We start from the raw sequence: 25,624 nt of genomic DNA, 5'->3' as shown, positions 1-25,624 counted from the left end.
TTAAACCATCTATCGTAATTATTACGATTTGGTAATAAAAAAATAGGCGTTTGATAAACGTAACCTTTACGCATTAGCAAGTTTAACAGTTTAGGCAAGGTTCGTCAATGTTTTGGCAACTCTTTTGTTTGTTTACTTCACTTTGTCCGGGTACAAGCCTGCAGCCAAGGTTTTCAACGCGATCGGAGCGCGCACGCCTTCAGCCGCTGCGGATAATGGCAGGACTATAAACCGTTTGTTTTTGATCGCTTCCACACCAGCCAGCGCAGGCTTGTTCAGAAGCAGTTTCTCTTTATCCGCCAGTGAAGTATCTCCATAGTCGAGAATGACAATGACGTCAGGATTACGGTTCACAACCTCTTCCCAGCTTACCTCAGTAAAACTTTTGTCGATATCATCAAAAATATTTTTCGCCTTCACACTTTCAATCAAAGACGTTAGATAATTGTTGGCAGCCGTAAAGGGCTTGTCTTCTCCGCTGTCATAAACAAACACCTTGGGTGCCTGTTCAACAACACCAATTTGAGTCTGAATGGACTGCACTTGTTCACGCATTTCATTTACCAGCTTTTCTGCACGCTCCTCAACCCTAAAAATACGCCCAATATTTAGTATATCCTGATATACACCTTCTAATGTGGGGCCCGGCTTATTTGAGGACTCCTGTACATAGGTCAGCACCCCTTGTTTGGCTAGCTCCTCACGGGAACCCAGATTTTTATCATTAAAAGCACTCTTCCAGCCCGCATAGGCAAAATCCGGTGCAGCGGCCATAAACACCTCTTTGGACGGATATTGTTCGGCCAGTACCGGGATTTTGTCATATTGAGCCTTATATTTTGGCAAAATCTGATCATCCAAATACGCAGTTCCTACCATAGAGGATTCCAGTCCAAGAGCCAGCATAACCTCAGTCGCGTGCTGGTTCAGTGTAACCGCGCGTTTAGGCGCCTCGGGAAATGCCATTTTAACGCCCATGTTTTCAAGCTCTACCGACGTCTCCTTGGTTGCTGATTGGGATGCGGCAGGTTGCTGCCCGTTTGCGGATGGATCGCTTGTTTGGGCCGTGTTTCCTGCTGCACAGGCTGATAACAACAGCATCATCGCCAAAGCGAGCATAACCAGCGGTAACGCGGGCCTGCTATATTTTTTCATATGTACCGTCTCCTCTTTTATTTGTAGTTATTCTTACCTCATCGTATCGCCTTTTCTGTTAACATCATGGATGGCCTCCTCTCCTGAGAGAATCCGGTAAGAAGGTAATATTCGGCTTTCCGGTTTTTGGATGAATGCAGATTTCTGTCTCGACCCCGAATACACTCCACAGCAGGTCTGGCTGAAGCACATCCTCTGTTATGCCGGAGGCTACCACTTTGCCTTCTTTTAATACATACATTCGATCACAATAAAATGCCGCTAAATTCAAATCATGCAGTGCAGCTAGCGTAGTTATCCGAAGTGTTTTGACCAAATCCAGAATTTGCAGCTGATACCGGATGTCCAGATGATTCGTCGGCTCATCCAAAACAAGAAATTTCGCCTGCCCGGCCAAAGCTCTGGCGATCAATACCCGTTGCTTTTCGCCGCCAGACAAGGTGGCAAAGCCCTGATCTGCCTGAGCATTCATGCCTACCCGCTCCAGCGCCTGCTCGACCAGTTCATGATCGACGACAGTATCTGCTTCCAACAGTTTCTTATGCGGATGGCGACCCATCAGGACGATGTCCCGTACTGAGAAATCAAACGTTTGCGGCGCATCCTGACTCACCACTGCCATTTGTCGGGCTGTCTCTTTATACTTCATCCGTAGCATATCCTGGCCATCCAACGTAACCACACCACTGTCAGGCTTTAGCACACGATACATATTTTTGAGCAACGTCGACTTCCCGCTGCCATTCGGACCGATCAATCCGACTAGCTCCCCTGCTTTTACCTGGAGACAGATGCCGTCGATCAGCCGTTTGTCGTGAATACTGAAGGTCACGCATTCGACTTCTATATTCATTTTTCGCCTCCAAACGAGTAGGAACTACGACGCAGCAGCCACACAAAAAAAGGTCCTCCGCACACAGCCGTCACAATACCAATCGGTAGCTCCTGTGGAGCCAGCACAAGCCGGGCACATACATCAGCCCACACGACAAAAATAGCTCCCGCCAACAGGCTGACGGGCAGTACACCCCGATGATCTGATCCCACTACCAGCCTAACGATGTGCGGAATCATTAGTCCGACAAAGCCAATCGAGCCACTAACGGATACGACTGCCCCGGTTAAAAGAGACGCCACCACAACCAGTAATACGCGGAACGCCTGTACGTTCACACCAAGCGTTACTGCGGTCTCTTCACCCGTTAGCAAAGCATTCAGCGACCGGTATCGGGTCAGAAGCACAGCCGTTCCAACGACTACAATAAGGCTTGGAATGAAAAGCGTGTCCCATTGAGCACCTGCCAGACTTCCCATTATCCAATACATCGCGTCACGAATGCCTTTTTCATTCGGGGCCGTCGTCACGATAAAGCTAGTCACAGCCGACAGCATCATAGACACCGCCACCCCTGCCAGCAATAAGCGGGTCGTCGATATGCTCCCAGCTACACGGGCTAACGCGAACACCATAAGCATTGCAGCTAACGATCCTATAAAAGCAGATAAAGGCAGCGCAAGTCGTCCTAAAAACCCGAAAGCTCCGAACACAATTACCAATGTGGCTGTCACCGAAGCCCCAGACGAGACACCTAAAATATAGGGATCCGCTAACGAATTACGAATTAATGCCTGTATAGTCGCCCCTGTAACAGCTAGTCCTGCTCCTACGATGACACCTAACAACACGCGTGGAAAGCGGATTTCCCAAACGATATATTGCTCAGGCTTGGTCCATGTCACGGGTATCCACTGGTCCAGCCAGGGAAGATGGGACAGTGCAATTCGCCATATCGTCCCCGGTGCGACAGCTACAGGGCCCAGCATGACCGCGAGTGTGACCGAAAGCAACAGCCCAGCAGTCAGCAGCAGAATTGTTGTAAATCCCCAAGTAGGCTTGCCCGCTAGGTGTGCACGAGAATGATGTTGTGATGGATTAGGTCTTGATGGATTAAGGTGACTCGTTCTCGAAGTCATGAATTACTCAATGGCTTTTCGGCCGCTTCCAGCTTTCTCAATTGTTCCTCGATCTCGGAAGCAGAGAAATTCTCACCCATGACAACCGCTACATCGTTCACTGGCTTTTGCGGGCGGATCGGAATGATTTCCAGCTCCCGATAGGCAAATTGAAACATCATCTGACCCTCTGATTCCAGAAACCGCACAATTCCTTTGGCCCGATAAATTTCAGCTGGCAAACTGCGGAACAACTGTTCAAACTCGTAGCGTGGCACAGGTTGTCCAAAAAAATGCGTGTGAACAACTACATGGTCGTAGGAATGATAATGCTCCCCATGTTCGTGTTCGTGGTCATGGTCATGGTCATGAGACTGATGATCTGTATGGTCATCATGGTCATACGTGTGCAGATGATTTTCCAAATGAGGATGTTCACTCTCAATATCAACTGCGGATTCCTTATGTCGCGAAACATCCATACGCTCCTCTCCTTGAGTGGAGAAAAAAATTCCAGCGTCCACGTCACTTCGTTGCGTGCTCACAGTCAAAACATATGGATTTAACTCTTTTACGAGGGCCTGTACTTTCTGTAACTCGCCCGCAGCCAATAAATCGGTCTTGTTAATAATCAGTTTGGAAGCGCATCGAAGCTGATCCTGCATCAAACGAAGCGATTTGCTTCTCTCGTTCCCCGAGGCAAAATCCAAAAATTGACGCGCGTCTATGACCGTGATAACGGATTGTAATATCATAGTAGAATAAATTGAGGCGTCTGTCACTGCATCTACAATCTCCATCGGGTTAGCCACTCCGGTACATTCTACAATAATCACGTCCGGCTTATATTCCTCAGCAAGATTCATGAGCTCGACGCCCAAGTCCCCGCGAATGGTACAGCATATACAGCCACTGAGCATTTCCTTCATGGGTGCTTGTCCATTCACCAAACTACCGTCCAGATTAACATCACCCAACTCATTCATCAAAATGGCTGGCTTGAGACCCTTTTCCTTGTAGTAAGCCAGCGCATGCTGAAGAAGAGTGGTTTTACCGCTACCCAAAAAACCGGATAAAACAACAATCGGTATCATATAACCCCTCCTTGTCTTTGCAACATTTAATATGGATCGTACCTTAAAAATTTCCTTCTTGCAATCATTTATCGGATTTTAATCGTAATAATTACTATTAATGAGTATAAATATATATGAGCATGCTCAGATTTGTCAATATAGGGAGGTGATTCACACACAATCCGGCGGGCATGATTGTCCCCTTACAGGCATAGGCTGTAGATAAGAACCCTTATTCCCAAGGAGACGTGGAATGAAAAACAGTACGCTGTTGAAGATGCTGCCTTTTATGATTCCGTTTGCCTTTCTCATCCCTGTGCTTGTCACGCTATCTCCCCAGTGGCTTCGTTTGTTAGATGTGGGGCAGCTGCAGCCATTAAAAACGGTATTTATGGGTATTTTTCTGGAAGCTGTTCCGTTTCTCCTTATCGGTGTGCTCGTCTCATCCCTTTTGCAGTGGCTTGTACCGGAGACATGGATTCGCAAAATAGCGCCTGCACATCCTGTACCGGGTGTCCTGCTGGCCTCCTTACTAGGTATACTGTTTCCCATCTGTGAATGCGGCATGATCCCTGTCGTTCGCCAATTAATGCTCAAGGGAATGCCTGCCTATATGGGTATCACTTTTATTTTAAGCGGGCCCATTATCAATCCCGTGGTACTGGCTGCGACGATGATGGCTTTCCCTTCCCATCCCGAGGTCACTGCCGTTCGAACGGGTTTGGCTTTTACCGTTTCCGCGATCATCGGACTGATCGTGTATGCCTTTGTGCGAGTACATCCGCTCAAACGGTCGTTACTCTCTTTTAACCAGCAAAAGCAGAACAATCAGACTCATCGGCATAATCGCACATGGCGGGGATTTTTTGTACATGCTGGGGACGAGTTTTTGGACATGAGTAAATATCTCATTATCGGCGCATTATTGACAGCCTGCATCCAAACCTTCATCCCACGTAATGAGATGCTTTCGTTAAGTGAAGGAACGGTCGGATCGTACGCCTTTATGATGGGTTTTGCCTACATACTGTCGCTGTGTTCCACCTCTGATGCCTTTGTAGCCACTGCTTTTTCACATACCTTTACACTGGGTCCACTGGCGGCCTTTCTTGTACTTGGTCCGATGCTAGATTTCAAAGGCACGCTCATGCTACTAAGCACCTTCCGCACCAAATTTGTCGCCATCCTGGCCTTGCTCATTGTTTCACTTGTTCTAGTGGGTTCTATAGCTGCTGAATGGTTATTGGGGAGGTGAATACAAACGTGAATTCAACCTTTAGCATCCGCTGGCAATATGGCATTCGCTCCTTGCTTATGATCGGATTGGCTGTATACATCATCTCATTAAGCCGCACGAATGCACTTCATTACTACCTAGCTCCCCATATGCAAAAGCTACTCCTACTCTGTCCTGTACCCCTCTTGTTCATCGCATTGGCGATGGCATGGCACGGAATCGTTGGGGGGCGGGACGGTGAGGATGTATGTGATTGTGAGCACCCGTTGCCGCAAAGCTGGTTCAAAAAAACACTCGTATATGGAATGCTGCTCATTCCGCTCCTATTCGGTTCTTTGCTGCCCAATCAGGCACTTGGTAGTGATATGGCCGCCAAAAAAGGCATGTCCTTCACGTATCCCAACCCGGACATCCGACGGAAAACAGATACACAGACCACGAAAGCATCCACCTCCTCCCTTTTATCAACTGCATCTTCTGTCCCCACTTCGCCCCCTCCAGAGGGGAAATGGAGTCAGGAAACGCTGGATAAGCTGTTCGTTCCGCCTGATAAGTACAATGTGGAATTCGCCGAACTGGCGAAACGCCTGTATCAGCAACCTATCATACAGATCAAGCCAGAGATTTTTTCCGAAACTATTGGAGCCATTGAATTATATAAACAAGCTTTTGAAGGAAAAAAAGTACAGGTGACTGGCTTTGTGTATAAAGACGACAATCTGCCGGGTAAAGGGCTTTTTGCAGTAGGAAGATTCCTCGTCATGTGCTGTACTGCCGATGCCATGCCCTTCGGGATCATCGTCCAATCCCAGAAAGCCCCGTCCTTTGACAAGGATACCTGGGTGACCATTGAAGGAACACTGCATACCGCACAAAAGGGAAACGCTCCCGTACTTGAAATTCGATCCGAAAAAATAACCGCTGTCGAGCAGCCAGAATCCCCTTATGTCTATACCCAAGCAGACTCGGTAGCTACCTTTGATCGCTTGAACACAACACACTAACCCCGCCAAGGAGGAAAAATGATGAACAAAGTTCCTGTTATTTTAATCAGTGGTTTTCTTGGAAGCGGCAAAACAACACTGCTTTTGCGCCTGTTAGCCCATACCCGCCAAATTCCCCTTCGTGCTGTTGTTTTAATGAACGAAATGGGTGAATATAATGTAGACAGCGCTATAATTTCAGAGGAAATGCCTGACGTAACAGTAGAAGGATTGCTAGAAGGCTGCATTTGTTGCAGCAAAAGAAATGAACTGGCAGGGGCTTTGCATACCCTGCTCAGCCAGGAGCCAGATCTGATCTTCATGGAGACCACCGGGGTAGCCAACCCCGAACAAGTACTGGAGGAGCTTCGCTCCCCTCTACTGGCAGATCAGCTTTATCTGGTTCACAGCATCAGTGTTGTGGATGCTGAGCTGTTCCATGAATACAATAGCCGTTTTACGGCTGATAAAGAACTGGTTCGCACCCTGCACGGACAACTGCGCACCGCAGACTTCATTGTGGTGAACAAGACGGATGCAGCAAGCAGCCGTGAAGTGACGAAGGTCGTCAAAAGCATCCGCAAGCTCAACGATACGGCCAAGCTGCAAACTACTGAATATAGCCGGGTTGACCTTGAACCACTGCTAGAGCCTGTTCTGGCCTCCACATCCGTTGCCGCGAAACCTGTACAGACACCTCAACCAGCACCTGCACAGGTCCAGCCCACTGATGCAGATGCACTGTCTGTCCCCATTCCCGTCAAAAGTTCCGGACGACCCAGTATTACCTCTATAAGTACGCCGTTCAAAGTTATTTCTGCACACAGTCATAGCCACAGCCACGATCCCAACCAGACCCACTCGTTTTCCCATTTGGAGAGCTTAACGCTGCATCAATATTCTCCTCAGCCACTCGAAAAACAACGATTGGAGCGCTTTCTGACAGGGCTAGGCTCCTCTCTGCTTCGAGCGAAAGGTTATTGCGTGCTTCCTCAGGAAGGGACAATGCTTTTGCAATTTTCAGGAAATCACTTGGAGTGGCAGCCTACTGCACTTCCCGTGAGTCAGGGATATGTCACGCTCATTGGGGAGCAGCTCGACAAAGCATCCATTACCGACCAATGGGAACAGTGCTTCATTTCGCTATAAATAACAGGTCTAAATTAAGACAAAAAAACCTCCTGCAGATGCAGGAGGTTTTTTAAAAAGCGATGTTCACAGATTATAAGCATAATCCATGAACACAACGCTCGACTGTTCTTACTTAAGGTTATATTTTTTGTTAAAGCGATCCACACGGCCACCGATATCCACGTTTCTTTGTTTACCAGTGAAGAACGGGTGGGAAGCGGAGCTAGTATCTACACGGATAACTGGGTATGTGTTACCATCTTCCCATTCCATCGTTTCTTGCGAATATTTAGTGGAAGCACTCAGGAAAGTAAATCCACAGCTAGGGTCCAAAAAGATAACTTTGTTCAATGTTGGATGAATATCTTTTTTCATTAGTTTCACCTAATCTTTCATGTAGTTTTAGTTTCAACCTCAAACGTACTGGCGCAATACTCCATCAGTTGGCAAAAGGAACGGTTATGTCCCAGAAAAAAAGACGACAGACCTTAACGGTTGGCGCTCAAGCTCGTAAACGACAAGCAAACGATGCCGCATATATCGCATCGCCCATTGCACGAACGCTCCGGATCTTTCGTCAGCCTTCATCGTTATATAAGCATATAGTGAATGGTCCTCCGGCTCGTCCCAAATGCTGACACCAGCACAGGAGAAGTCGGTAGCCACGTGCTTTCGATTCAAAAGGCAAAGCGTGCCATGTAGCTCAGCATCTATCATACAGCCGTGAAAAAAAGCCGTTCTCTTAGATGCAAGCTTTAACTTTAGACGCTCTGTCCACTGGACTAATTCAAGTTTTCGCCGGTTCCATAACGCAGGCTTTTGCAAACTTAACAGGCTTCGCTCAGGAAGCAGGATAATTCAGGTTGCTATACAGCAGGCCTCAAATTATCTAGTTTCACGATGGATCGTGTACTTTTTCAGACGCGGAGAGTATTTTTTCATTTCAAGACGGTCCGGATGATTTCTTTTGTTCTTAGTTGTTGTATAGTTGCGGTCACCGGATTCGGTGCATGCCAAGGTAACAATTACGCGCATTTCTCTTCCTCCTTAATTGGAATACATGGTATACAATTACAATAGTAATTTTTACGATTAGTTTTATTCTATAATTCATGCTCCGCTTTGTCAACCTTAGAGTCACGGTTTATCGCTTCTTCTACCGTGTTCCAGCGATTACGGTACTGTGCAAGCTTCGGATGAAGTTGTAGTGGTTCGCTCGAAAGCACCAATCTGACATTTCTAATCCATTCTCCAAACGATGCATAGGAAGCGCACAAATTTGCCATTTCAGGACTCATGTACAAAAAAAGTGGGGTCGTATACTTTTCCGCCAAAAAACGAATAGCTGCTTCAATCGGCGTATACTTTTTACGCTTACCTTCCCAGCTCTCAATGACAACAGCACTCAAAGCCTGCTCCCGCTGCCACTCTCCCAGCTCGTCCACCCGCTTGTAATACGAACGTACCGGCTGCTTCCACATTCTTCTGACGGTTTCTTCATGCAGCGGATACAGCACCAGCTTTGTAAAAGATAATGCAGCCCCCGTTTCGGCAAAAAGCTCCAGCTCTCTGGCTGTAATCTGCTCGAACGTATCATAGTAGACCATGGTCCCTTTATGCGTCTCGATCGGAGGCTCATAACCATAGGGTACATATTGAAGGTTTCTTGTCATGCCGGACACTCCGTCCTTCCATAGATGAACTTTTCCTTCTATATTATACCCTTGTTTTGGCATGAGGTTACATCAAATGTTTATCCTTGTTCAACAGCAGGCGTATTACCGCGTGGACCCCTTCGGAATTGCAACGCATAAAGTCCCATCGTCACAAGCGCAATCAGTGCAAGCACCGTAAAAATATTGCTAAAGTTGAACACCTGCACATTAGATACGACAGGATTCAGATGAAAGGACGACGAACTATCTAGCGTTTTGCCCAAGATACTTGTCGTAATCGCTCCGGCAATGAAATTCAGCAGAGATAGCAGCCCCATTCCAACACCAATCTGGTCTTTCGACAAGGTACGAGAAATCGTGTTGGACATGGCAATTTGCATGAAGGTCTGACCTACGTTTCCGAAAATAAGCAAAAACAAAATCAGATACGGAGACGCACCCACAAACGTAGACAAGCTGATAAAACAAATAAACAAAAGCGATACAGCTGTATAGACGAGAAACGAATTTCCTTTGCTATCCGCCAAACGCCCCCCTCTTTTACCCAATAGAGCCGAAGCAATAGCAGCCGGAAACATAACCAGTCCAATTATTGCGGGCGTAAGCTGATTGAGACTGTTCAGAAACTGCGGTGCCAAGTACGGCAATCCAAAGCTAATCCCCGTCCCTAAAAAAGCGATAAGGAGCCCGTATGAATATTGTTTGTTACGGAACAGCTTCGGCTGGATGAATGGGTCATGTGCAGTGTTAATGCGCCATATAAACAGTGCAAACAGCACCATACCGACCAGAAAAAACATCATATTGGTTTGCGAAATCGAAAGTAATAAGAAGGCTACTGTTCCACCCAGCAATAATCCACCAAGAAAATCGAACTTCTGATCCTCTCCACGCTGATCGTCCAAATATTTACGAAAGAACGGCAATGCGATCAGTGGCAGCATGGAAATGACGAACAAAAAACGCCAGCTTGCAAAGCCTGTGATCAAACCGGAAATAATCGGAGCCAGTGCAGTACCTAACGCCAAGCCGATTGCTGTGACGCCCAAAGCACGTCCTCTTTTTTCAGCCGAGAAATAACGGACTGGGACGATCATAGCAGTGGCCGGAATAACAGCAGCCCCTGCAGCCTGAAGCAAACGAGCTACAATGAGCATCCAAAATTGATTGGCCAACAGTCCAATAAGCGAACCCAGTGCAAAAAAGATAATCCCAAACGTCAGCAAATCCTTAAGACGATATTTATCTGCCAATTTGCCGTAGGTCACCGAGCCAACCGCATACACGATCATATAGCCAGTCAGCAACCAACTTACATCGGAAGCACTAATATGAAACTCCTCTCGAATCACAGGCATAACGACATTAAACATAAAAGCGTTCATCACTGAAAAAACAAGTGTGAAAGCTAGCACACGCATAAGCTTATCCGCATTCGGATAAGTTTGTTCATTTATCATTTGGTTGTCTCCCTCTCCTGTAAACCTCTTATCTAAGATCGTAATTCACTGCTTTTGAATACCCCTATCCGGGTAAAATCTCTATATATTCGCTCATGCACGGGCGTCCGCAGGGTGGTAGTCGCGGAGAATTTTTTTAAGCAGGCCGCGCAGCGTCTCCGATTCTCCGACAGATAACGTTTCCCCTACCGAGCTTTTAATTGCCTCAATAGTACGTTCAGCTACCTTGTGAATCTTCAAGCCTTCCTCAGTCAAATAGATTTGCTTCATGCGTGCATCTTCCGGGTGACTTTTGCGTACTGCCCAGTTTTTCTTAACGATCCCGTTAACCAGGCTAGTAACGCTTGATTTATCAATAAGCAATAGCTTTTCCAAATCCGTATTGGTGACTCCAGGCGACATCGCCAGTATATAGAGCGTCTGCGATTGTGGGGAGGTGAGCCCCAAAGGGCGCAGTGCTATTTCAATTTCGCGCCGGGCGGTAGTGAAAATCCATTTAATTAAATACATCGTGCTCTCTTCCTCCCAAGGAAGACAAACGGGATACACCTCGCTTCCCATCTCACTACGAACCTCCATATCTATCTAATTTTAATAGTTTGAATTCCAACTAATTTTAATCAGCTGTCTACTTAGTGTCAATACTTTCGTAACATGATGCTTTATTAGATAGGGTTAATTTTGAATTACAAATTCATCCTTTATGGAAATATAGGCACAATAAAAGACGAGTCCTTTGAAGGAAACCCGTCTTTTACTTCATTCATCATTCATTTCTGTTTTATAGTTGCTTGGTCCGCAGTTTTCACTTGAACTAGCGGATATTCTTCTCCATCAACGGTAACCGTGCTAGCATCATTCAGTTCCAACCGCTGCCAAAGGGTCAATAGCGTACGATAAGGATACTTCTTCAGATCATACTCCGATGGTGTGTCAGTGTCTGTGTCTGTATTTGCTCCATTGCCACTACCCTCAGTAGTAATCTCCGAAGTCAAGCCTCCGTCCGTGTTGCCAGTCACTGCTCCAGATTGATCACCACTTTTTCCACTGGATGTACCCCCACGAGCTGTGGAACCATTGTCCGTGGATTGTCCATCTGCTGTCGTGCTTTTTGTAGTGGCGCTCCCAGTGTTTACATCACCGGATGGATCATTGTTCGCCTTACTGGCTGCTTCCTTGTCGTTCTGTTCAGCAAGTGTAAAATTTTCGTATAAGTGCTCCTGCTGATCCGCACCGACAATGACGAGCTTCTTCGGCTTAAATTCTGCCTGCTCTGTCGATGTCTGAAACGCAAACAACAGCTTGACCATTTTCGTAGTGGACTTGGTATTAGGCACATGTGTCACTATCGCCGTAGGCTCCTTTTTTACGGGCACTGTAGGCTCTACAGGCTGTTGTTGTACAGGCTTCGGAGTGGCAACAGGCGCAGGTGTGTCAGCAGATCCGATCACCCCGGTTGCTTTCAGGCCGCCTAGCGTACCTGCAATGACAATCAGCACGATCCCGGAAATCACCCCACCTTTACGGAAACGACGAAGTGTTTTGACCAAAGGCGTGTCCGTCTCCCGCTTTGCTGCCAAATAGAAATTTTTAAAGGCAGGCTTCGCAGGTTCAAAATATTGACGCCACAGCGTTTTTTTATGCAGTCCCTCTCGTCCTTCCTTTTGGAAGAATAGAAGTAGCGCACGTCGATATGCCGGTTCGAAACCGCCACGTGGAGTAGCAAACTCGGGATGTTCTTCCGACCATCGGATAAAGCGGTACATCGTGTCATTATCCTTCGCCCATTTGCGGATCGAACTGACCAGGCGAGCGAAGTCCAATATTCCTTCTCCCGGCCCGTCAGAACGATAGAATGCAGGCAACAGACGGGCAAAATGGCCTTCCGCAAGCTGCTGGGGCAGCCAGCCATAAGCCCAATCCTGTACCTTTTCTACTTCGCCGGGCTCCAGGCCATCCAGCACCGACGGTTCCGGTTCCTCCGTATTAAACCAATCGTAAGCCGCAATCAATCGCACTGCTTGTCCCTTGAGAGGAGCAGGCAGCTTTCCAACCCACTGCACCAAATCGGGCCGTGTAAAAAATGGAATCTGTACGACCTGATCGGGTGATATTTCTTTTAGCTCTACTTCGGTAAGTAAATACCGATCCGATGCTTCCTGCAAGCGTTCTGTCAATCCAGATTGCTCCAGCGGGGACAGTTTGCCTACGGCAGAGCTGCTGTCCCATTGACGCAAGCGTTGGTGAATGGCCGCCACAGCCTCTACTGGTTTTCTTTCGGCACGCAGTCTGCCCATTAGTGCAGATTCTGCTAAAAGCTGAAAATCGGCATTCGCCGACACTTCGATATACCTACTGCCCCATTCGTGCACAACAGCCAGCAGCCCCTTGGCATCCGGTGTTCTTTTCATCTGACTGTCCATGTAGGGAATGAACAGCATTTTTGTCAGTGCCGGATTACCCAACACTTTCGTAAAATATGCCTTGCCTAAGGATGGATTTTCTTCAATTGTATGATAAATATACGTGACTGCTTCCGTATTTCTGGCAGTATAAGCATTGTTTAGCGAACGGATTAAATATTCCACCAACCGATTTTCGCTGCTGCGTGCATGAACTTTATAATAGTCCTTGAAACTATCGACTAGACCTACATCTGGAATATATCCATCCTTCACCCGATCAAATTCATGATCAAAAAACGATAGAAACAGATCATTCAGCCTCATTTTACGTGGCAGCGCATCGGGTGGCGATAAATAATCAGTCAAGCTTCGTAGCACAGCGATTCGCTTTTCGTTGTATAATGCCCGCTCTCCCTGCTCAATTCTGTACAACGTAATGAGCTCATGATAGCTGGATGGCGTCAAATCACGCCCTGCCTCCATACCTGTCAGCATTTGCTCGGCAAATTTGAAGAAATCATCTGGCGTCTCACCATTCAGCAACGTACGGACAATCCAGTCAAAATACGGCTGTCTCACCTGCTCTGCATCCACATTAAGTATTCGACTATGGTTAGACAGGTCAAATACAAAGTCCTTTTCCACATTCCGATCACCGGGACGCAAACTAAAAGGCTCAACAAACATCAAGTGAATGCCTTTTCTGCTGTTTGGTTCCTGTGCATATGTAAGAAATCCGAGTCTGTTGCGAAATGCATAAGGCAGTGCTGCATATAACACACCAAGCAGTTGCTTGGCTGAAGATCCGACCGCTTCTACAGGAACATTCAGCGCTACATATACCTTTTTGCGACCCGCTGCGGACATCATGACTGCGTATAAAAGCTGTTTGAATACTTCTTCGCTCAGCTGCAATTGAGCCAGCACTGTAGACGGGTCAACAGCCGGAAATACACTTCCACCCGGTAGACGCTCCAATTCCGGTAAATCCGTTCCCTGCTCAATATCATAGGTATCAACAAATGATGTGTTCAGCCACTGCTTATAGTCAGACGGAGATTCACCATGTCCGGCTGGAATCACATAGTTGTGCGTGAAAAAGGCGCTCCGCAGCCCAGTAAAATCCGCGGCCTTATAAATACTGCGGCCAAGCACTACATCCCCGGACTCCGTCCGTACCAGATGTATAGCTTCCGGATAGACGCTTTCCTGCTTCTCGCCACGCGCCGTCAAAGCAGCAGGCGCATCATATACACATAAGGGATGCAGCGCCTTTTTAATAAAAGAAGCATCCAATCCTTTGGAATTAGCCACAGTATCGAAGCCTTCCGTAGAACGAAAAATTCCACGCCGTTCCCGAGTGTACATCTGCTGTTGTATCAAATGAGAGGTAGAATAACTCACTGTGATTCTCTCCCCTCAATGTACTTCAACTTATAAAGCAGCCAAATGAATGGCTCATCCACACGGATCGGACTAACCAACCCTTGCAGCTTTTGCTCCACAGGATTACTGCCCAGCGCGGAAACCGCGAAATAGGCCGTATCCGTAAAATATACATCCATCGTGCCCTTGAACGGCTTATCCACTTTTTCGATGAAGCGTCGAACTTCGCCATCAATGTTAGCAAACTCATCCAAATCCATATATTTGCGATGCTCCATCGGATTAAAAATATTGCTGTTCGTCTTAATGTATGTGCCTTCTTCATCTGCCAACGCAGTAAGCATATCACTTTTGGTCAGGACGACAGCGGTCGGAATGTCCGTTTTCCCCTTTTCCTGATAGGCGATAAAATCACCGAACATCGTAAGTACGACGTCACGCGGTTCATCATATTGTGAGACCCATTCACCCGGCTTATCGCCCAGGTTAATCTTAATGCGCTCCCGAATAGAGCGGATTTGCAGTGGATCGACCATAAAGAGAATACCTGCAGAATTCTTAATATGCTGTCCATGCAGTCCCAGATAGTCCTGATCTACCATTCCCTCACCGGCAACATCAAAAAACACCAGCGTCAGTGGCGGCTTTTCCTCATCCTTAAACACAAACTGGAATATAAAAGGCTCCTGCATCTTTTCTTTTTGTGTCGATGTAAGCAGATCGCCTCTTTCAAATAAGGGTTCCTCATACATGGTGCGGAACTTTCGGCTGATCTCTGCATTGAGTGGCATGCAAGCCGCGTCAAAATGATCGGCCGTAACATGCTGCAGCGTGTGAATCAGGGAGGTCATATAAACAGATTTCCCCGCCTGCGAAGCTCCAATAATCGAAATGATATTGCTAGGCACCTTACCCGCAGTCACGGGCAGCTCGTTATGGCAGTGCGGGCACAGTCGGTGACGCGTCAGCTCGCCATAACGGTCTGTCAGTCCTGTCAGTACATGATCAGAATACAATCGATGTTCCTCAGGAACATCATGGGGATGCAAAATCGCCTCCATATCATGCACACTGTCCAAGCCAAAACGCTCCCGATATTTGTTCAACAGCTCATCTTCACCCAAAGCGTAGTCCTCGTCATCTTCACGGTGATGAGAAGCACGGAATACCACTTCCTCCGGGGAGAATTTACTAAAACAATAAGGGCACACAATATCATAAAATAACGGCCTTGGCGCTGCCTGTGGCTTTCTTCTGAATAAATTGCTAAGAAAACTCATCGGTTGCGGCCTCCTTTCATTCAGGGACTAATTCATATACCGTGCCATATTTCTGGCCATCCGTAAAAAACAGCCGCACATATTCATCTCCCCCCACTTCAACAGCGGGTAAAACATTCCGTCCCGCGGCAAAAGGTGCCGTGAACGGGTACAAGGTTCCATCGTCCCGGTCTGCCGGATAGCCTCCACGCTTCTTCACGTAGCAAAGTGCCTCCTGCGGGACAGGAACTTCGGCTGTCACCTGAATCTGGACGGTTTTGCGGCTGCGAAACCAGCTTTTTTTATGGTGAACCGCATATCTGATTTTAGCCCTCCCGGTGCTCAACTCCAGTTGGTTAGCTCCGTCCTGCTGACGGATCACGTAAGTGTCTCCATCCTCCCGAACAGCCGGATATACGATATACCGCACGCGTCCAATGCCTTCAATTCGGTCACGATAGCTGCCAGCAGCTTTATACTCCTCGCGTGTAAAAAGTTTCAGGCTAGAAAAAGGCGGTAAAACTTCACCTTCATTTTGCCCATTCACACCTGCATCAGCTGATTGTTTCGCAATATATACCACGGCTGCGCCCTCAGGCCACTGCCAGCGTAACACAACCCGGTTGTCGTCAATTTTGTGGCTCAGCTCCGAAATAATAGGATCACCGGGCTGTGCTTCCCTATACTGCATAAGTTCCAGCCTCCCGTTCTAAAATCCACTGCTGCGTCGATTGCGCGTCGGGGCTTCCGGTGCCCCTCTCCGGCGTCCTGACGGCGCACCCTGACTTCCTCCACCGGAAGATCGGCGAGTATTTTCCGCAATCGGCAGAACAAGCGAAAAGACAGCAATAAGGGCTGCCAGTACGAGCGCTGCCACCAAGCGAATCATCAAGTCGCCTATAGGCGAGCCAGATAATCCCTTTTCCAAAATAAAGCCAGCGAGCAAGCCTGCCGGGACTCCTCCAATCGCAAAGTTCCGTGCGAGAAAACGGTTATCGAACATCAGCCCAAGAGCTAATCCCAATAGAGCGCCGATAATGACTAGAGCCGTTACGCGATAAATGGCAAAATACAGACTGTCGGCATACTCACCTGTCCGCTCCGTTACCAGTGTGCGATCACCGATTTTGTTGTATATTTTACCAAACGCCTGCGTAAGTCCTTGGGCATTGGCTACATTAGAATAAGTTCCGCCTGTCAGGTCAGCAATATTTTGCAATAAGGCTATACCATCCGACTCTGCCAGCTTCAGCCCAATCGTATTGATCGGAATCTGGCGGGCGATATAAGGAGCCAATGCCGTCTGGGTATCCAGCTCACTAAAGCCGTCAGAGAGCATAATAACGAGAGAACCTTTTTCTGCATTGCCTTGGGTTTCAATCTCCTTGATCGTCTCGTCCAAAGCAAGCCCGATCTCTGTACCGCCTGACATGATAGTCTGCATACTATCAATTTTGGAATTAACCGCTTGCTTCTCTGCATCTGTGCGAATTGGAGTAAACGGCTGAACCAACTGCGCAGTAGAATCAAATGAAACAATGGCTACCCGCTTGTCTCCATCCATTTGGCCGATTAGACTCTTGGCAGCCGTTAGGCGTTCATTATCAGGATCTGTTTGCTGCATACTCCCGGAATTGTCAATCACAAGCACGAGGTCCTGTACGCTCTTGCGCCCTTCAGGATTAACCTGATAGCCCAGCTCCAATAGCAGGCCTGCCACGAACAACATCACCAGCGTAGCAGGCACCAATAACTTCCAGGATAACCCGGAGTAGCGCTGCCGCCATGAATGTCCATTTAACTGTGGCGAAATCAGTTCGCCAATCAGACAGCCTAGGCCAATGCACAGTGCCATGATGCCAAAATACAGCCCGATTACGACGATATGCGGCCAGTGCCCTATCAATTTGTGAAGAATAAGCTCTCCCAAGATGAAGCCTACTACAGCGCCCAGCAAGCCGAACAGCAATAGGAGAACGTTAAATTTTCGCTGCTTCATAAGAATCATTGCTTCCTTCCATCATTAAAGTAGGATGAATATGTGGCTACCGCAATTCCGGCAACCGGTCCACGTCGATTCCGTGAAACACGAAACCATTCGCAGTATATGTCTCATAATACGTTTTGCCGTTGCGGTAAACCATCAGATCCTCCAGATGGAAGCCGCCCATCAAATGCAGCTTTTCCACCCCGCTGCTGCGACGCTCATGTACAAAACCCAGCTTGTAAATACGCGAAGTAATGTCCACATCCATAGCGTAAGGAAGAAATTCACCTTCGTAGTCACCAAAGAAGTACTTTTCTTCATACCGATGCTCATGGGTATAGTCGAGCAAACGTACGTTAATTCCGCCATGTTCCTCCAACGTTTGATACAGTTTTTTAAACAACTCATCCTTCGGAACGACCAGCCGATTTTCATATGCAGCAGCTACATTGGCACGCCGCAATAATTCTTCTTCGAAGGTCTGATTAAACGGCTGTGAACTGAGAATCAAGGTTCGACAGGTCTGCGTAAGTCGATCCACCAATGCGGACAGGCCCTCGTCCAGCAATCCGGATACAGGCCCCATATGCCGGGTGTCAAAGAATATAGATTTGCCCCGCTTGCTTTCCAGCTCACGCATGACATCCTCTGTCACACGCTCGTAATACTCGAACAGGTTTTGACCTGTGTAACTATCGGCCTGCCGAATACTGTCCGTTGCAGCTTGATGCAGTTCACGCTCCAGGCTGGAAAGCTGTACTGTAATATGCTTCGCCTGTGCATGCCATTTTTCTAGTGCCAGTTCATAGCGGCGAAGCAGCTCCAAATCGGCTTGAATTCGCAGCATGTGCAGCTTGTGCCCGTAAACCGTCTCGGTCAGGTAACGAATCAAGCTGCGCACATTATGCTTATCCATGAGTGGCAGTCGTTGAAAAGGCTGGTCCTCCACCCGCCCGCTATACAGGGTGTCTAGTTCAGCGGTACTAATCTGCAAGTCATTGGACGTATCCCGAATCAGCCCCCGAATAGCCGTAAGCACATTCCCAGTTTTATTTTCATCCGTCCAGTCTGTCAACTCGAATAAGCCGATTTCAGGATATTCCTTAGCAGCTGCATTCACAGCCGACTGCAGACCTGATTCCGCCTGAAAATCTCCCAACCGTTTGTGCACAATCCGTTCACAATTATCACGAAAAAAGGCTTCGCAGCCCTGACCAAACAAGGCTTCCTCCGCCTCACGTAATGTCATTCGCTTCAACGAGCCGTAGCTGACTCCGCTGGTCATCAGTGCGCTCATGTCCGTGATCGCTTCATTACCAGGAACTAGATCATTTCGCGTGCGACCGCGCTCAGCAGCATCTAAACCAAAATAATTCAGCTTATCGCGTATGTCCCACTCCTGCTCAGTTCTCATTCGCTCTAACAGCTTCACATAAAAGTGATACAGCACCGTAAGTGCGATTGAGTGGTTAGGGCGGTTGACTCGGGAAAATCCAGCCGACACATAACCCTGCCGCCCGGATTCCGTCATGATGTTGTTTTTAAACGATGTATTGTTGTATCCCCCATCCTGTGACCGATAGGAATCTCCTGCCTGATAGCGGTTTTTAAGAAGCTGAATGTGGCAAATGATGTCACAGCTTTCTCGCAGGCTATTCGGCACCGTTACCCCGCGTTCGTTCTTGTCGGACAGCACATAGACGAGATCGAACAACGGTGATGGAGCATGGGATACTGGAATGGTCAATTTGTCCTCGGTCATATGAAGCGGTGCCGTAAACGTATACTCCGGACTCTGGATATAGTCCAGCTCTCGCATGAAAGCAACGGACGTTGCACTACTGTAGCCAAATTGGACAGCCTGATCGCTTTCATTCACCAACACATACAGATCCATTTGTACCGATTTAAAAGACTGCGCAAAAATATACTCCGCCAACAGCGTAACTTCAGGGATTAATACGTTCATGGGGTCATCCGCTATCGTCAAGATCGACAAATGAACACGCTCGAACGAAGAATACAACCGACCGTAATCTGCCAGATGTCCACTAGCCCGGCGCAACGCGGTGTTTAGCTCAATTAGCTGCGATTCATGTGTATAAAAAGCCTGGTGCAAGTCACGGCGTATCGTTTGGTGGCTACTTTCCTCCGGTACCGCTATCGTATGAACAATAGCATCCACCGAACGATCTACAGCCGCATGTTCTTCCTGCGAGCGGATCTGAATATACGTTACTCCCGTGCTGTTATCCCACTTGGTCTGGTTGATATCTGCAATGGTGTTCATCACTGAGTTCATATGATCACCGATAAAAAGAAACACGGACGGGAAATGGATGCTGCTGCGCCCATCCCCGCTCCCGATTAATTGGTCCTCTGCGGCTGCATAGTCAGCCGCATAACGTAACAGCTGCTCTCTCATACTTTATTTCAACTTTCTGCGGATGTCGTTTAATTTTCCAGCCATTTGAGCATAGAATGCATAAAGTTCCGCTCCATTAGCCAGCTCCACCTTTTCATATTCCAATTGATTACGGGCCTCTGTATAAGTCGCAGCCAGTTCATCCAGCTTTGTCAGCAATGGTGTAATATCCTCAGATGAAGTCAATACAGCATCACGGCGATCCGCCTTGCGCATTAGAGCTGCAAATTTCTTTTCTTCCAAACCACGGAAGTTTGTAAACACTTCAAACTCCACATAATTGCGGCTCTTCATGACATTGGCAAACGGCTCCCAAGCCTCTTCCTCTTCGTCACGATCATAGACGTACAAAGCACCCTTTTTCGTAATCGTGTCTGTATAGAGTGCCTGAATGAACTGATCCAGCCATTTTTCTTCATCCTGATATTTGCCCAGCAAAGCTTCCAGTTCAGCGGCTTTCGCTTCAATTTGTGTATATTTCACCAGTTCTTCACGAACCACCTGTGTTAACTCTGGTGAACGAATCAGGTTTTCCTTCGCCATCTCTTCATTGATGCTGCCAAAGATGTCCTTGCTTCCGGCCTGCTCCAGCCCTTCAGCCAGTAGACGTTTCAACTCAGACCATGCTCTTTTCACCTCACCCAAATTCGGCTTGGATTCCTGCAAGCGCATATCGTAGCCTGCTAGCATCGCATTCAGATCTAGCGCATGTGAACGGATTACAGTGAAGCGGCTGCTCGTATTCTGATCGACATCCTTTTCCCGAATCACGCCAAGTGACTTGGCACGGTCAAAATCATTACGAATGCGAGCATTGTAAGCTTGCACACGCGAATTGACGTAAGTTTCGCCCCATGACTTTTCAGGAATCGGCGACGGCAGATTAGTCCAGTTGTTCTGACCTGTTTGCACCAGATGGCGGCCAATACCTTCGCGGTCAAGAATCGTTTTTTCATAGCTTTCTTCATACACTTTGAGCGGCGTATATACAAACAAAGGAACACCATTACGCGTATTGAGCCAGAAAATCCGGTTACGAACTTCACTCTCTTTAATAGTAAAGTGTGATTTGCCAATTGCATTATTTTGATAATTGCGAACGCCTTTCAGGATATTAGGCGACTGTACAGGTACTGAAACGAATCCCCATGACGGGAAGTACAAGTTGCCAGAGCTATTGCTCAGATGGAATACAGGTACAGCTTCCTCATCCAGTTTGCTCGCAATGTAGCGCTCCACAAATTTTTCAATGGCTTCATCTTGCCCGTATTTCATGACGAGGAAATCCTCCATGGAACGGGTAATGAGATCACCGAACTTATCAGTCAAGAAATTGGAGATTGAGCTAATGATGTCCATATCCTGATCCTTCACCCATTGATCTGAATTTTCCAGCAATTCTTGGGCAAAATCACGAATCAAATCATCACCGTTGCGGTTATCCAGCAGCTTGGTCACAACTTCAGAAATATCCGGTACACTTACCAAATTCCAATAGTACGTTTTGTTACCTTTGTGATCGGACTGTTCCTCGCCGTTAATCAGTAGATCGCCGTTCTTCTCGAAAATTGCGCTCAATGCGTTCAAAATTTCAGTAAATACATTATAAATGCGACTATTTTCCTTGTTCAACAGGTCATACAGGTCTTCATAAAATTCAATGAGCTGCTCTGTACGTTCCACATCAGCACGCAGCCAATATTCATTAATTTTCGCTTCAATGTACGCATTTTTCTTTTTATCCTTGGACACAAACGCGCTCTTGGCATCGCCCAGCTTTTCGTTCGCCTGCTCACGTGCCCATTCAATGTCCGTTGGAATACGGTGCAATGATTCACGCAACGTCTCAACATATGAAAGCAGCATTTTCAGCAAGCTAAATCCTTTTTCAGTATAAATCATGCGGGATACATAAAACGGCCCTTGCTCAGGATGCAAAAACATCCGGCGGATTTGGTCCGTAAACTGTCCTGTAATTTCGCCAGGAAGCTGTTTTTTCGCTTTGATATACTCTTCGCGGGCACGCGTCAGGAACGTTTGCTCCAGCTCGGTGTCCATATTGACAACTTGCATTTTAACGACATTGCTATAACTTAACCGTTCACTGTTTTCAAAGCCCGGAAGTGGCTCAGGTACACGGGATTCAAAGTTTTTGATCATGCTATCCATATCCACGCCCAGCTTGCGGGCAAACTTCTCAACATCCTCTTGATTTGGCGATTGCTCGAACATTTTGGACATTTTGCCAAACATTCGATAGGCCAGATATGTCGTCATTTCCTCCATTGGCAGCACCGCAGAGGAGGCCCCGATAATATTGTAATCGTAGTTTGCCGGATACGCCTTATTCATTTGTGCGATGTTGGTACGGATATTGCTGATATAGTCATGAATGGCGAACTCTTCGCCCGACTGTTTTTCCTCACTCGCCATAAAGTTAGTGATGTTCTCAGCGGTGACATTCATGCAGTAATCATAAGCATTTTCCAACAGCTTGCCTTCCGTATTCGTGGCCGAAATGAGGTGGCACAGATTAAACGGCGGAAGTGGCGAGTTCACGGTCAAAATGTTGCCGTACTGCTGCTTAAAACGTTCACCACGGCTGTCTACATTCATCCAGTAGTCCAGCTCTTTCAGTGCAGCATAGCCGTTCTTTTTAATATATTCACGGGTATGCTCGCTCAGGCTTTTGTTCGCCAAATTAATATCTGGTGTAAACAGATAACCTAATGTATTTACACGGTCTACACCTGCAGAGCCATAGTCACGCTCAATAATTCCTCGGACGATATATGAGATATCGAGGAAGGTACCGCTTCCTGTACCGCCGGACAAACCGGACAGCAGGAACACCATAAGCTTCTTATTGGTGCCTTCAGACAAGGTTTTGATTTTTTTGTCAATGCTTTGTACGACCTGATTGATTTTGGTGAACAGCAGCAATCGTCCTGCCTGCCGCACCCCTGCCGCACCGTTCATACCATCGGTAATGCTTAGCTCGGGAGACAGCCAATCGGTAATGTACGGCTCTAGAATGCTGCGGTTTTGCAGCAATCCGCCGATCTCCGCATTGGATAGCAGTACAAACTCATTGATGGGGTCCAAACCAATCCCCTTGTATTTTTTGTTGCGGTCTTGTTCATTCGTTTCAAAAGCGAGAAATTCCACATTGTCCGGTTTATCGCTCTTTTTCTTGGAGATCGGATCTGCTGGAAGCTTGAATCTGCGGTTAATTTGATATTTCAAGCGGAGAAGGGCATCAATTCCCGTGCCTCCGAGTCCGATAATTAAAATAGGATTATCAATAGTATCAACTCTGATCTTATCGCTTACGATCCCTCCGCCGAGTGATACGTCTAATTGTTGGATATGCTCTCTAACTACTGGTTTCATAGATATGACCTCCTAAGGGTTCGTTTAGCTGTTTACTGAAATAAACTCCAGTAAAATGGTTTTGTCCACACTGGCTAACGGGATGGTCAGACGATCACCGTTTTTGAGTTCAAGACCGTTGCCTGTGTCTACAGCCCGCCCGGATTTTTCAATCGTAATCTCGGGGGTACTGCGCACAATGATACGATCCTGATTGGCTGGTGTGAACACGACCTTGTCGGTTCCAGCAAATTCCGGTGCCAGTTGCAGCAACTGGTGAAGATTAAATTTGCCCCGGAAGGTGTTCAGCTTCTTGTATTGCGGATACGTTTTTTCGCCAGTGTTCTCATCCCGGATTTCCAGTACGATTTGACCGACAAAGCCGCGGTTGGCCTTTTTGACAGCCTTCCAGATGAAATATGCGGCAACCAGCAGAACGAGCAGTCCCAGCCCTAAAAGAATGAGTGGCATTAGCCTGGACTTTTCAGCAGGTGTTGTTGGCTGCGTCGTGCCCGTATTTGTACTGCTCGTCGCCCCTGCCTTAGCACTGATGGTTACAGGCTGTGTTTCACGGTAGAAGCTCTTCTCCTCTGCTCTAACGGTTAGTTCGTAGTCATGCTCATCTGGAATCGTATAGGAACCGGTAAAAGAATCCCCTGCATTGGTTAGCGGAACCTCATTCGTTGTACCAGAATCCAGATCCTTGACCTTCAGAACAGCATTCATATTCGCATACAATTCCTGATCCTGAAGCTGCTGGCTATTGCTCGTCAGGTAGGAACGAATTTGAACAGCATCGCCTTTTTTGTATGATTTGGCTGACGGTGCGTCCATTTTCAGCTCCAGATCATAGTTAAACACCAGATTAATATCAATCTGATCCTGCTGGACTCCCTTGACTTGGAGCTTCCAGTCACCAGCCACAGGCTTGAGCAGTTTAATCAGCGAGTAGCTTTTGGACTTGGACAGCAGCACATCGCTCGAAGGAATCGGCTTGGCGTTGCCCGACGGGTCTATCAGTCTCGCGTCCACCGGTTTTGAGGACATGATCGAAATGTTAGCCTCCAGCACACTATCGTTCGGTACGGTTACCGTAACATCCTGATAGTCGCCGTTTGCCGTAATGGACTGCAAAGGCACCACTTTCAACTTCAAATTGCTGGCGAAAATTTCACTCAAAATGTTCGGCAGGTCATCCGCTGAGCTTGTAATAAAGGATTTGCCGCCCGTTTGCTGCGCTATGTCGGCGAGCTTGTTTTTATTCAGCTTCCCATCTGCATTCAAGCCGATGGTGTAGATCGGAACGCCGCTATTTTTAGCCTCGGCTACAGCCTGTGCCATATCCTGATCGGATTGGCTTTCGGTTCTGCCTGTCGTCTTATTAAAATCGTTGTTACCGTCGGCCAGCATGACGATCATAGGCGCATGTCCAGCTGTTTTACCATCTTGCAAAATGCGGATCGCTTCCTTGACACCTACGGAGGTGTCAGTATACGCCCCCCGGTTCAGTCCGTCAATAAACGTCTTCAGTTCTTGCTTATCCGCTTCGGATGTAATATTAAGCAAGGCTTTCTCGCGCTGTACGACATCCGTATACGCTACAATCCCGACCTTGTCATTTTGCGTCGACAGCATATCAATGAACATTTTCATGGCTTCATTGCCAATTTTCCCAGGATCACTGGTGTTCATTGAATTACTTACATCGACGACCAGCACCGCATCTACCTTAGAAGCAGAGGGTGAAGCGGCATTCGCCGTCTGTGGCTGCCATGCCAAAATCGAGGTCATGATCATTGTACATATGATTCCGATGACCATAAACCATTTTCTGTCTCTACTAAACATCGCTTGTACCCCTTTGCCGGTTAATTCTCATTCTAAATTACAGTTGTACTCCCCTACTATTAAATTATAATGAGTTTTACATGAGCGCCAGCTGAAAATACTGCCCGAATGGTCTGAATCCAACCCAAAAGCCTGTTGTACCGCGAGATTTTACCAATATCCAGCAGTAATGATATAATTATACCCCAACAAGGGCAATCGGGCACCAGCCTTCTCCTTTATACGACAAAAATGACAGTAGCGAAACCCGCCCATGTAAAATATTGAAGTA

At 47.3% G+C, this 25,624-nt stretch carries 19 protein-coding genes; 3 read left to right on the top strand and 16 right to left on the bottom strand.

Features of this window, described 5'->3' with window-relative positions; all coding sequences use genetic code 11:
* Nucleotides 1-132 precede the first annotated feature (132 nt).
* From MKX46_RS01055 to MKX46_RS01040, 4 genes are all read right to left on the bottom strand, one after another.
* Nucleotides 133-1,155, bottom strand: coding sequence for an ABC transporter substrate-binding protein (locus MKX46_RS01055; protein ID WP_341070779.1), 1,023 nt, complete (start codon nucleotides 1,153-1,155; stop codon nucleotides 133-135).
* Nucleotides 1,156-1,219: 64 nt separating this feature from the next.
* Nucleotides 1,220-2,008 (bottom strand): ABC transporter ATP-binding protein, encoded by a 789-nt coding sequence (locus MKX46_RS01050; protein ID WP_029519160.1) that lies wholly within the window; start codon nucleotides 2,006-2,008, stop codon nucleotides 1,220-1,222.
* Nucleotides 2,005-3,129 carry a FecCD family ABC transporter permease gene (locus MKX46_RS01045; RefSeq protein ID WP_341070778.1) on the bottom strand — a complete coding sequence of 375 codons (1,125 nt, stop codon included), beginning with the start codon at nucleotides 3,127-3,129 and terminating at the stop codon, nucleotides 2,005-2,007. The genes MKX46_RS01050 and MKX46_RS01045 overlap by 4 nt, the downstream gene beginning before the upstream one ends.
* Nucleotides 3,126-4,202: a CobW family GTP-binding protein gene (locus MKX46_RS01040; protein ID WP_341070777.1), complete on the bottom strand. Its 1,077-nt coding sequence runs from the start codon at nucleotides 4,200-4,202 to the stop codon at nucleotides 3,126-3,128. The genes MKX46_RS01045 and MKX46_RS01040 overlap by 4 nt, the downstream gene beginning before the upstream one ends.
* Before the next feature lie 235 nt (nucleotides 4,203-4,437).
* Here MKX46_RS01040 and MKX46_RS01035 point away from each other — a divergent pair, with 235 nt between their 5' ends.
* From MKX46_RS01035 to MKX46_RS01025, 3 genes are read left to right on the top strand one after another with little or no spacing between them, the layout of a single operon-like run.
* Nucleotides 4,438-5,439 carry a permease gene (locus tag MKX46_RS01035; RefSeq protein ID WP_029519157.1) on the top strand — a complete coding sequence of 334 codons (1,002 nt, stop codon included), beginning with the start codon at nucleotides 4,438-4,440 and terminating at the stop codon, nucleotides 5,437-5,439.
* Between the two features lie 8 nt (nucleotides 5,440-5,447).
* Complete coding sequence (locus tag MKX46_RS01030; protein ID WP_029519156.1) at nucleotides 5,448-6,425, top strand: TIGR03943 family putative permease subunit; 978 nt, start codon at nucleotides 5,448-5,450, stop codon at nucleotides 6,423-6,425.
* A gap of 18 nt (nucleotides 6,426-6,443) precedes the next feature.
* Nucleotides 6,444-7,553 carry a CobW family GTP-binding protein gene (locus MKX46_RS01025; RefSeq protein WP_049817075.1) on the top strand — a complete coding sequence of 370 codons (1,110 nt, stop codon included), beginning with the start codon at nucleotides 6,444-6,446 and terminating at the stop codon, nucleotides 7,551-7,553.
* 111 nt (nucleotides 7,554-7,664) lie between these two features.
* Here the strand turns inward: MKX46_RS01025 and MKX46_RS01020 are convergent, their stop codons facing one another.
* From MKX46_RS01020 to MKX46_RS00965, 12 genes are all read right to left on the bottom strand, one after another.
* A complete protein-coding gene (locus MKX46_RS01020) occupies nucleotides 7,665-7,910 on the bottom strand; it encodes a type B 50S ribosomal protein L31 (RefSeq protein ID WP_013310118.1) in 246 nt (81 codons plus the stop codon).
* 510 nt (nucleotides 7,911-8,420) lie between these two features.
* Entirely contained in the window at nucleotides 8,421-8,570 is a 150-nt protein-coding gene (gene rpmG, locus MKX46_RS01015; protein ID WP_013310116.1) for a 50S ribosomal protein L33, read from the bottom strand.
* A gap of 68 nt (nucleotides 8,571-8,638) precedes the next feature.
* On the bottom strand, nucleotides 8,639-9,208 hold the full coding sequence (locus MKX46_RS01010; RefSeq protein ID WP_029519154.1) for a hypothetical protein: 570 nt from the start codon (nucleotides 9,206-9,208) through the stop codon (nucleotides 8,639-8,641).
* An 80-nt stretch (nucleotides 9,209-9,288) separates the two neighbouring features.
* Complete coding sequence (locus MKX46_RS01005) at nucleotides 9,289-10,671, bottom strand: MFS transporter (protein ID WP_069010194.1); 1,383 nt, start codon at nucleotides 10,669-10,671, stop codon at nucleotides 9,289-9,291.
* Nucleotides 10,672-10,764: 93 nt separating this feature from the next.
* Entirely contained in the window at nucleotides 10,765-11,232 is a 468-nt protein-coding gene (locus MKX46_RS01000; RefSeq protein ID WP_341070776.1) for a MarR family winged helix-turn-helix transcriptional regulator, read from the bottom strand.
* 209 nt (nucleotides 11,233-11,441) lie between these two features.
* The gene (locus MKX46_RS00995) at nucleotides 11,442-14,480 is read right to left on the bottom strand and encodes a GAP1-N2 domain-containing protein (protein ID WP_341070775.1); all 3,039 of its coding nucleotides are present in this window, start codon (nucleotides 14,478-14,480) and stop codon (nucleotides 11,442-11,444) included.
* On the bottom strand, nucleotides 14,477-15,742 hold the full coding sequence (locus MKX46_RS00990; protein WP_023988391.1) for a TRAFAC clade GTPase domain-containing protein: 1,266 nt from the start codon (nucleotides 15,740-15,742) through the stop codon (nucleotides 14,477-14,479). The genes MKX46_RS00995 and MKX46_RS00990 overlap by 4 nt, the downstream gene beginning before the upstream one ends.
* A 16-nt stretch (nucleotides 15,743-15,758) precedes the next feature.
* On the bottom strand, nucleotides 15,759-16,412 hold the full coding sequence (locus MKX46_RS00985; RefSeq protein ID WP_071558813.1) for a beta-mannanase: 654 nt from the start codon (nucleotides 16,410-16,412) through the stop codon (nucleotides 15,759-15,761).
* 18 nt (nucleotides 16,413-16,430) lie between these two features.
* Entirely contained in the window at nucleotides 16,431-17,720 is a 1,290-nt protein-coding gene (locus MKX46_RS00980; RefSeq protein WP_328802537.1) for a vWA domain-containing protein, read from the bottom strand.
* 46 nt (nucleotides 17,721-17,766) lie between these two features.
* The gene (locus MKX46_RS00975) at nucleotides 17,767-20,133 is read right to left on the bottom strand and encodes a transcription initiation factor TFIID (protein WP_341070774.1); all 2,367 of its coding nucleotides are present in this window, start codon (nucleotides 20,131-20,133) and stop codon (nucleotides 17,767-17,769) included.
* 3 nt (nucleotides 20,134-20,136) lie between these two features.
* Nucleotides 20,137-23,526 (bottom strand): tubulin-like doman-containing protein, encoded by a 3,390-nt coding sequence (locus MKX46_RS00970; RefSeq protein ID WP_341070773.1) that lies wholly within the window; start codon nucleotides 23,524-23,526, stop codon nucleotides 20,137-20,139.
* 24 nt (nucleotides 23,527-23,550) lie between these two features.
* A complete protein-coding gene (locus MKX46_RS00965) occupies nucleotides 23,551-25,353 on the bottom strand; it encodes a vWA domain-containing protein (protein ID WP_341070772.1) in 1,803 nt (600 codons plus the stop codon).
* Between the last annotated feature and the right edge of the window lie 271 nt (nucleotides 25,354-25,624).

Origin of the sequence: Paenibacillus sp. FSL P4-0113, from assembly GCF_038009305.1 — a bacterium.
Lineage (GTDB): Bacteria > Bacillota > Bacilli > Paenibacillales > Paenibacillaceae > Paenibacillus > Paenibacillus polymyxa_D.
This window is presented reverse-complemented; position numbering and strand designations above follow the sequence as displayed.

Bases quoted from the DNA above. Each gene is read 5' to 3' on its own strand.
- MKX46_RS01055 (WP_341070779.1), bottom strand. From the start codon at position 1,155: ATGAAAAAATATAGCAGGCCCGCGTTACCGCTGGTTATGCTCGCTTTG.
- MKX46_RS01050 (WP_029519160.1), bottom strand. From the start codon at position 2,008: ATGAATATAGAAGTCGAATGCGTGACCTTCAGTATTCACGACAAACGG.
- MKX46_RS01045 (WP_341070778.1), bottom strand. From the start codon at position 3,129: ATGACTTCGAGAACGAGTCACCTTAATCCATCAAGACCTAATCCATCA.
- MKX46_RS01040 (WP_341070777.1), bottom strand. From the start codon at position 4,202: ATGATACCGATTGTTGTTTTATCCGGTTTTTTGGGTAGCGGTAAAACC.
- MKX46_RS01035 (WP_029519157.1), top strand. From the start codon at position 4,438: ATGAAAAACAGTACGCTGTTGAAGATGCTGCCTTTTATGATTCCGTTT.
- MKX46_RS01025 (WP_049817075.1), top strand. From the start codon at position 6,444: ATGATGAACAAAGTTCCTGTTATTTTAATCAGTGGTTTTCTTGGAAGC.
- MKX46_RS01020 (WP_013310118.1), bottom strand. From the start codon at position 7,910: ATGAAAAAAGATATTCATCCAACATTGAACAAAGTTATCTTTTTGGAC.
- rpmG (WP_013310116.1), bottom strand. From the start codon at position 8,570: ATGCGCGTAATTGTTACCTTGGCATGCACCGAATCCGGTGACCGCAAC.
- MKX46_RS01010 (WP_029519154.1), bottom strand. From the start codon at position 9,208: ATGACAAGAAACCTTCAATATGTACCCTATGGTTATGAGCCTCCGATC.
- MKX46_RS01005 (WP_069010194.1), bottom strand. From the start codon at position 10,671: ATGATAAATGAACAAACTTATCCGAATGCGGATAAGCTTATGCGTGTG.
- MKX46_RS01000 (WP_341070776.1), bottom strand. From the start codon at position 11,232: ATGGGAAGCGAGGTGTATCCCGTTTGTCTTCCTTGGGAGGAAGAGAGC.
- MKX46_RS00990 (WP_023988391.1), bottom strand. From the start codon at position 15,742: ATGAGTTTTCTTAGCAATTTATTCAGAAGAAAGCCACAGGCAGCGCCA.
- MKX46_RS00985 (WP_071558813.1), bottom strand. From the start codon at position 16,412: ATGCAGTATAGGGAAGCACAGCCCGGTGATCCTATTATTTCGGAGCTG.
- MKX46_RS00980 (WP_328802537.1), bottom strand. From the start codon at position 17,720: ATGAAGCAGCGAAAATTTAACGTTCTCCTATTGCTGTTCGGCTTGCTG.
- MKX46_RS00975 (WP_341070774.1), bottom strand. From the start codon at position 20,133: ATGAGAGAGCAGCTGTTACGTTATGCGGCTGACTATGCAGCCGCAGAG.
- MKX46_RS00970 (WP_341070773.1), bottom strand. From the start codon at position 23,526: ATGAAACCAGTAGTTAGAGAGCATATCCAACAATTAGACGTATCACTC.
- MKX46_RS00965 (WP_341070772.1), bottom strand. From the start codon at position 25,353: ATGTTTAGTAGAGACAGAAAATGGTTTATGGTCATCGGAATCATATGT.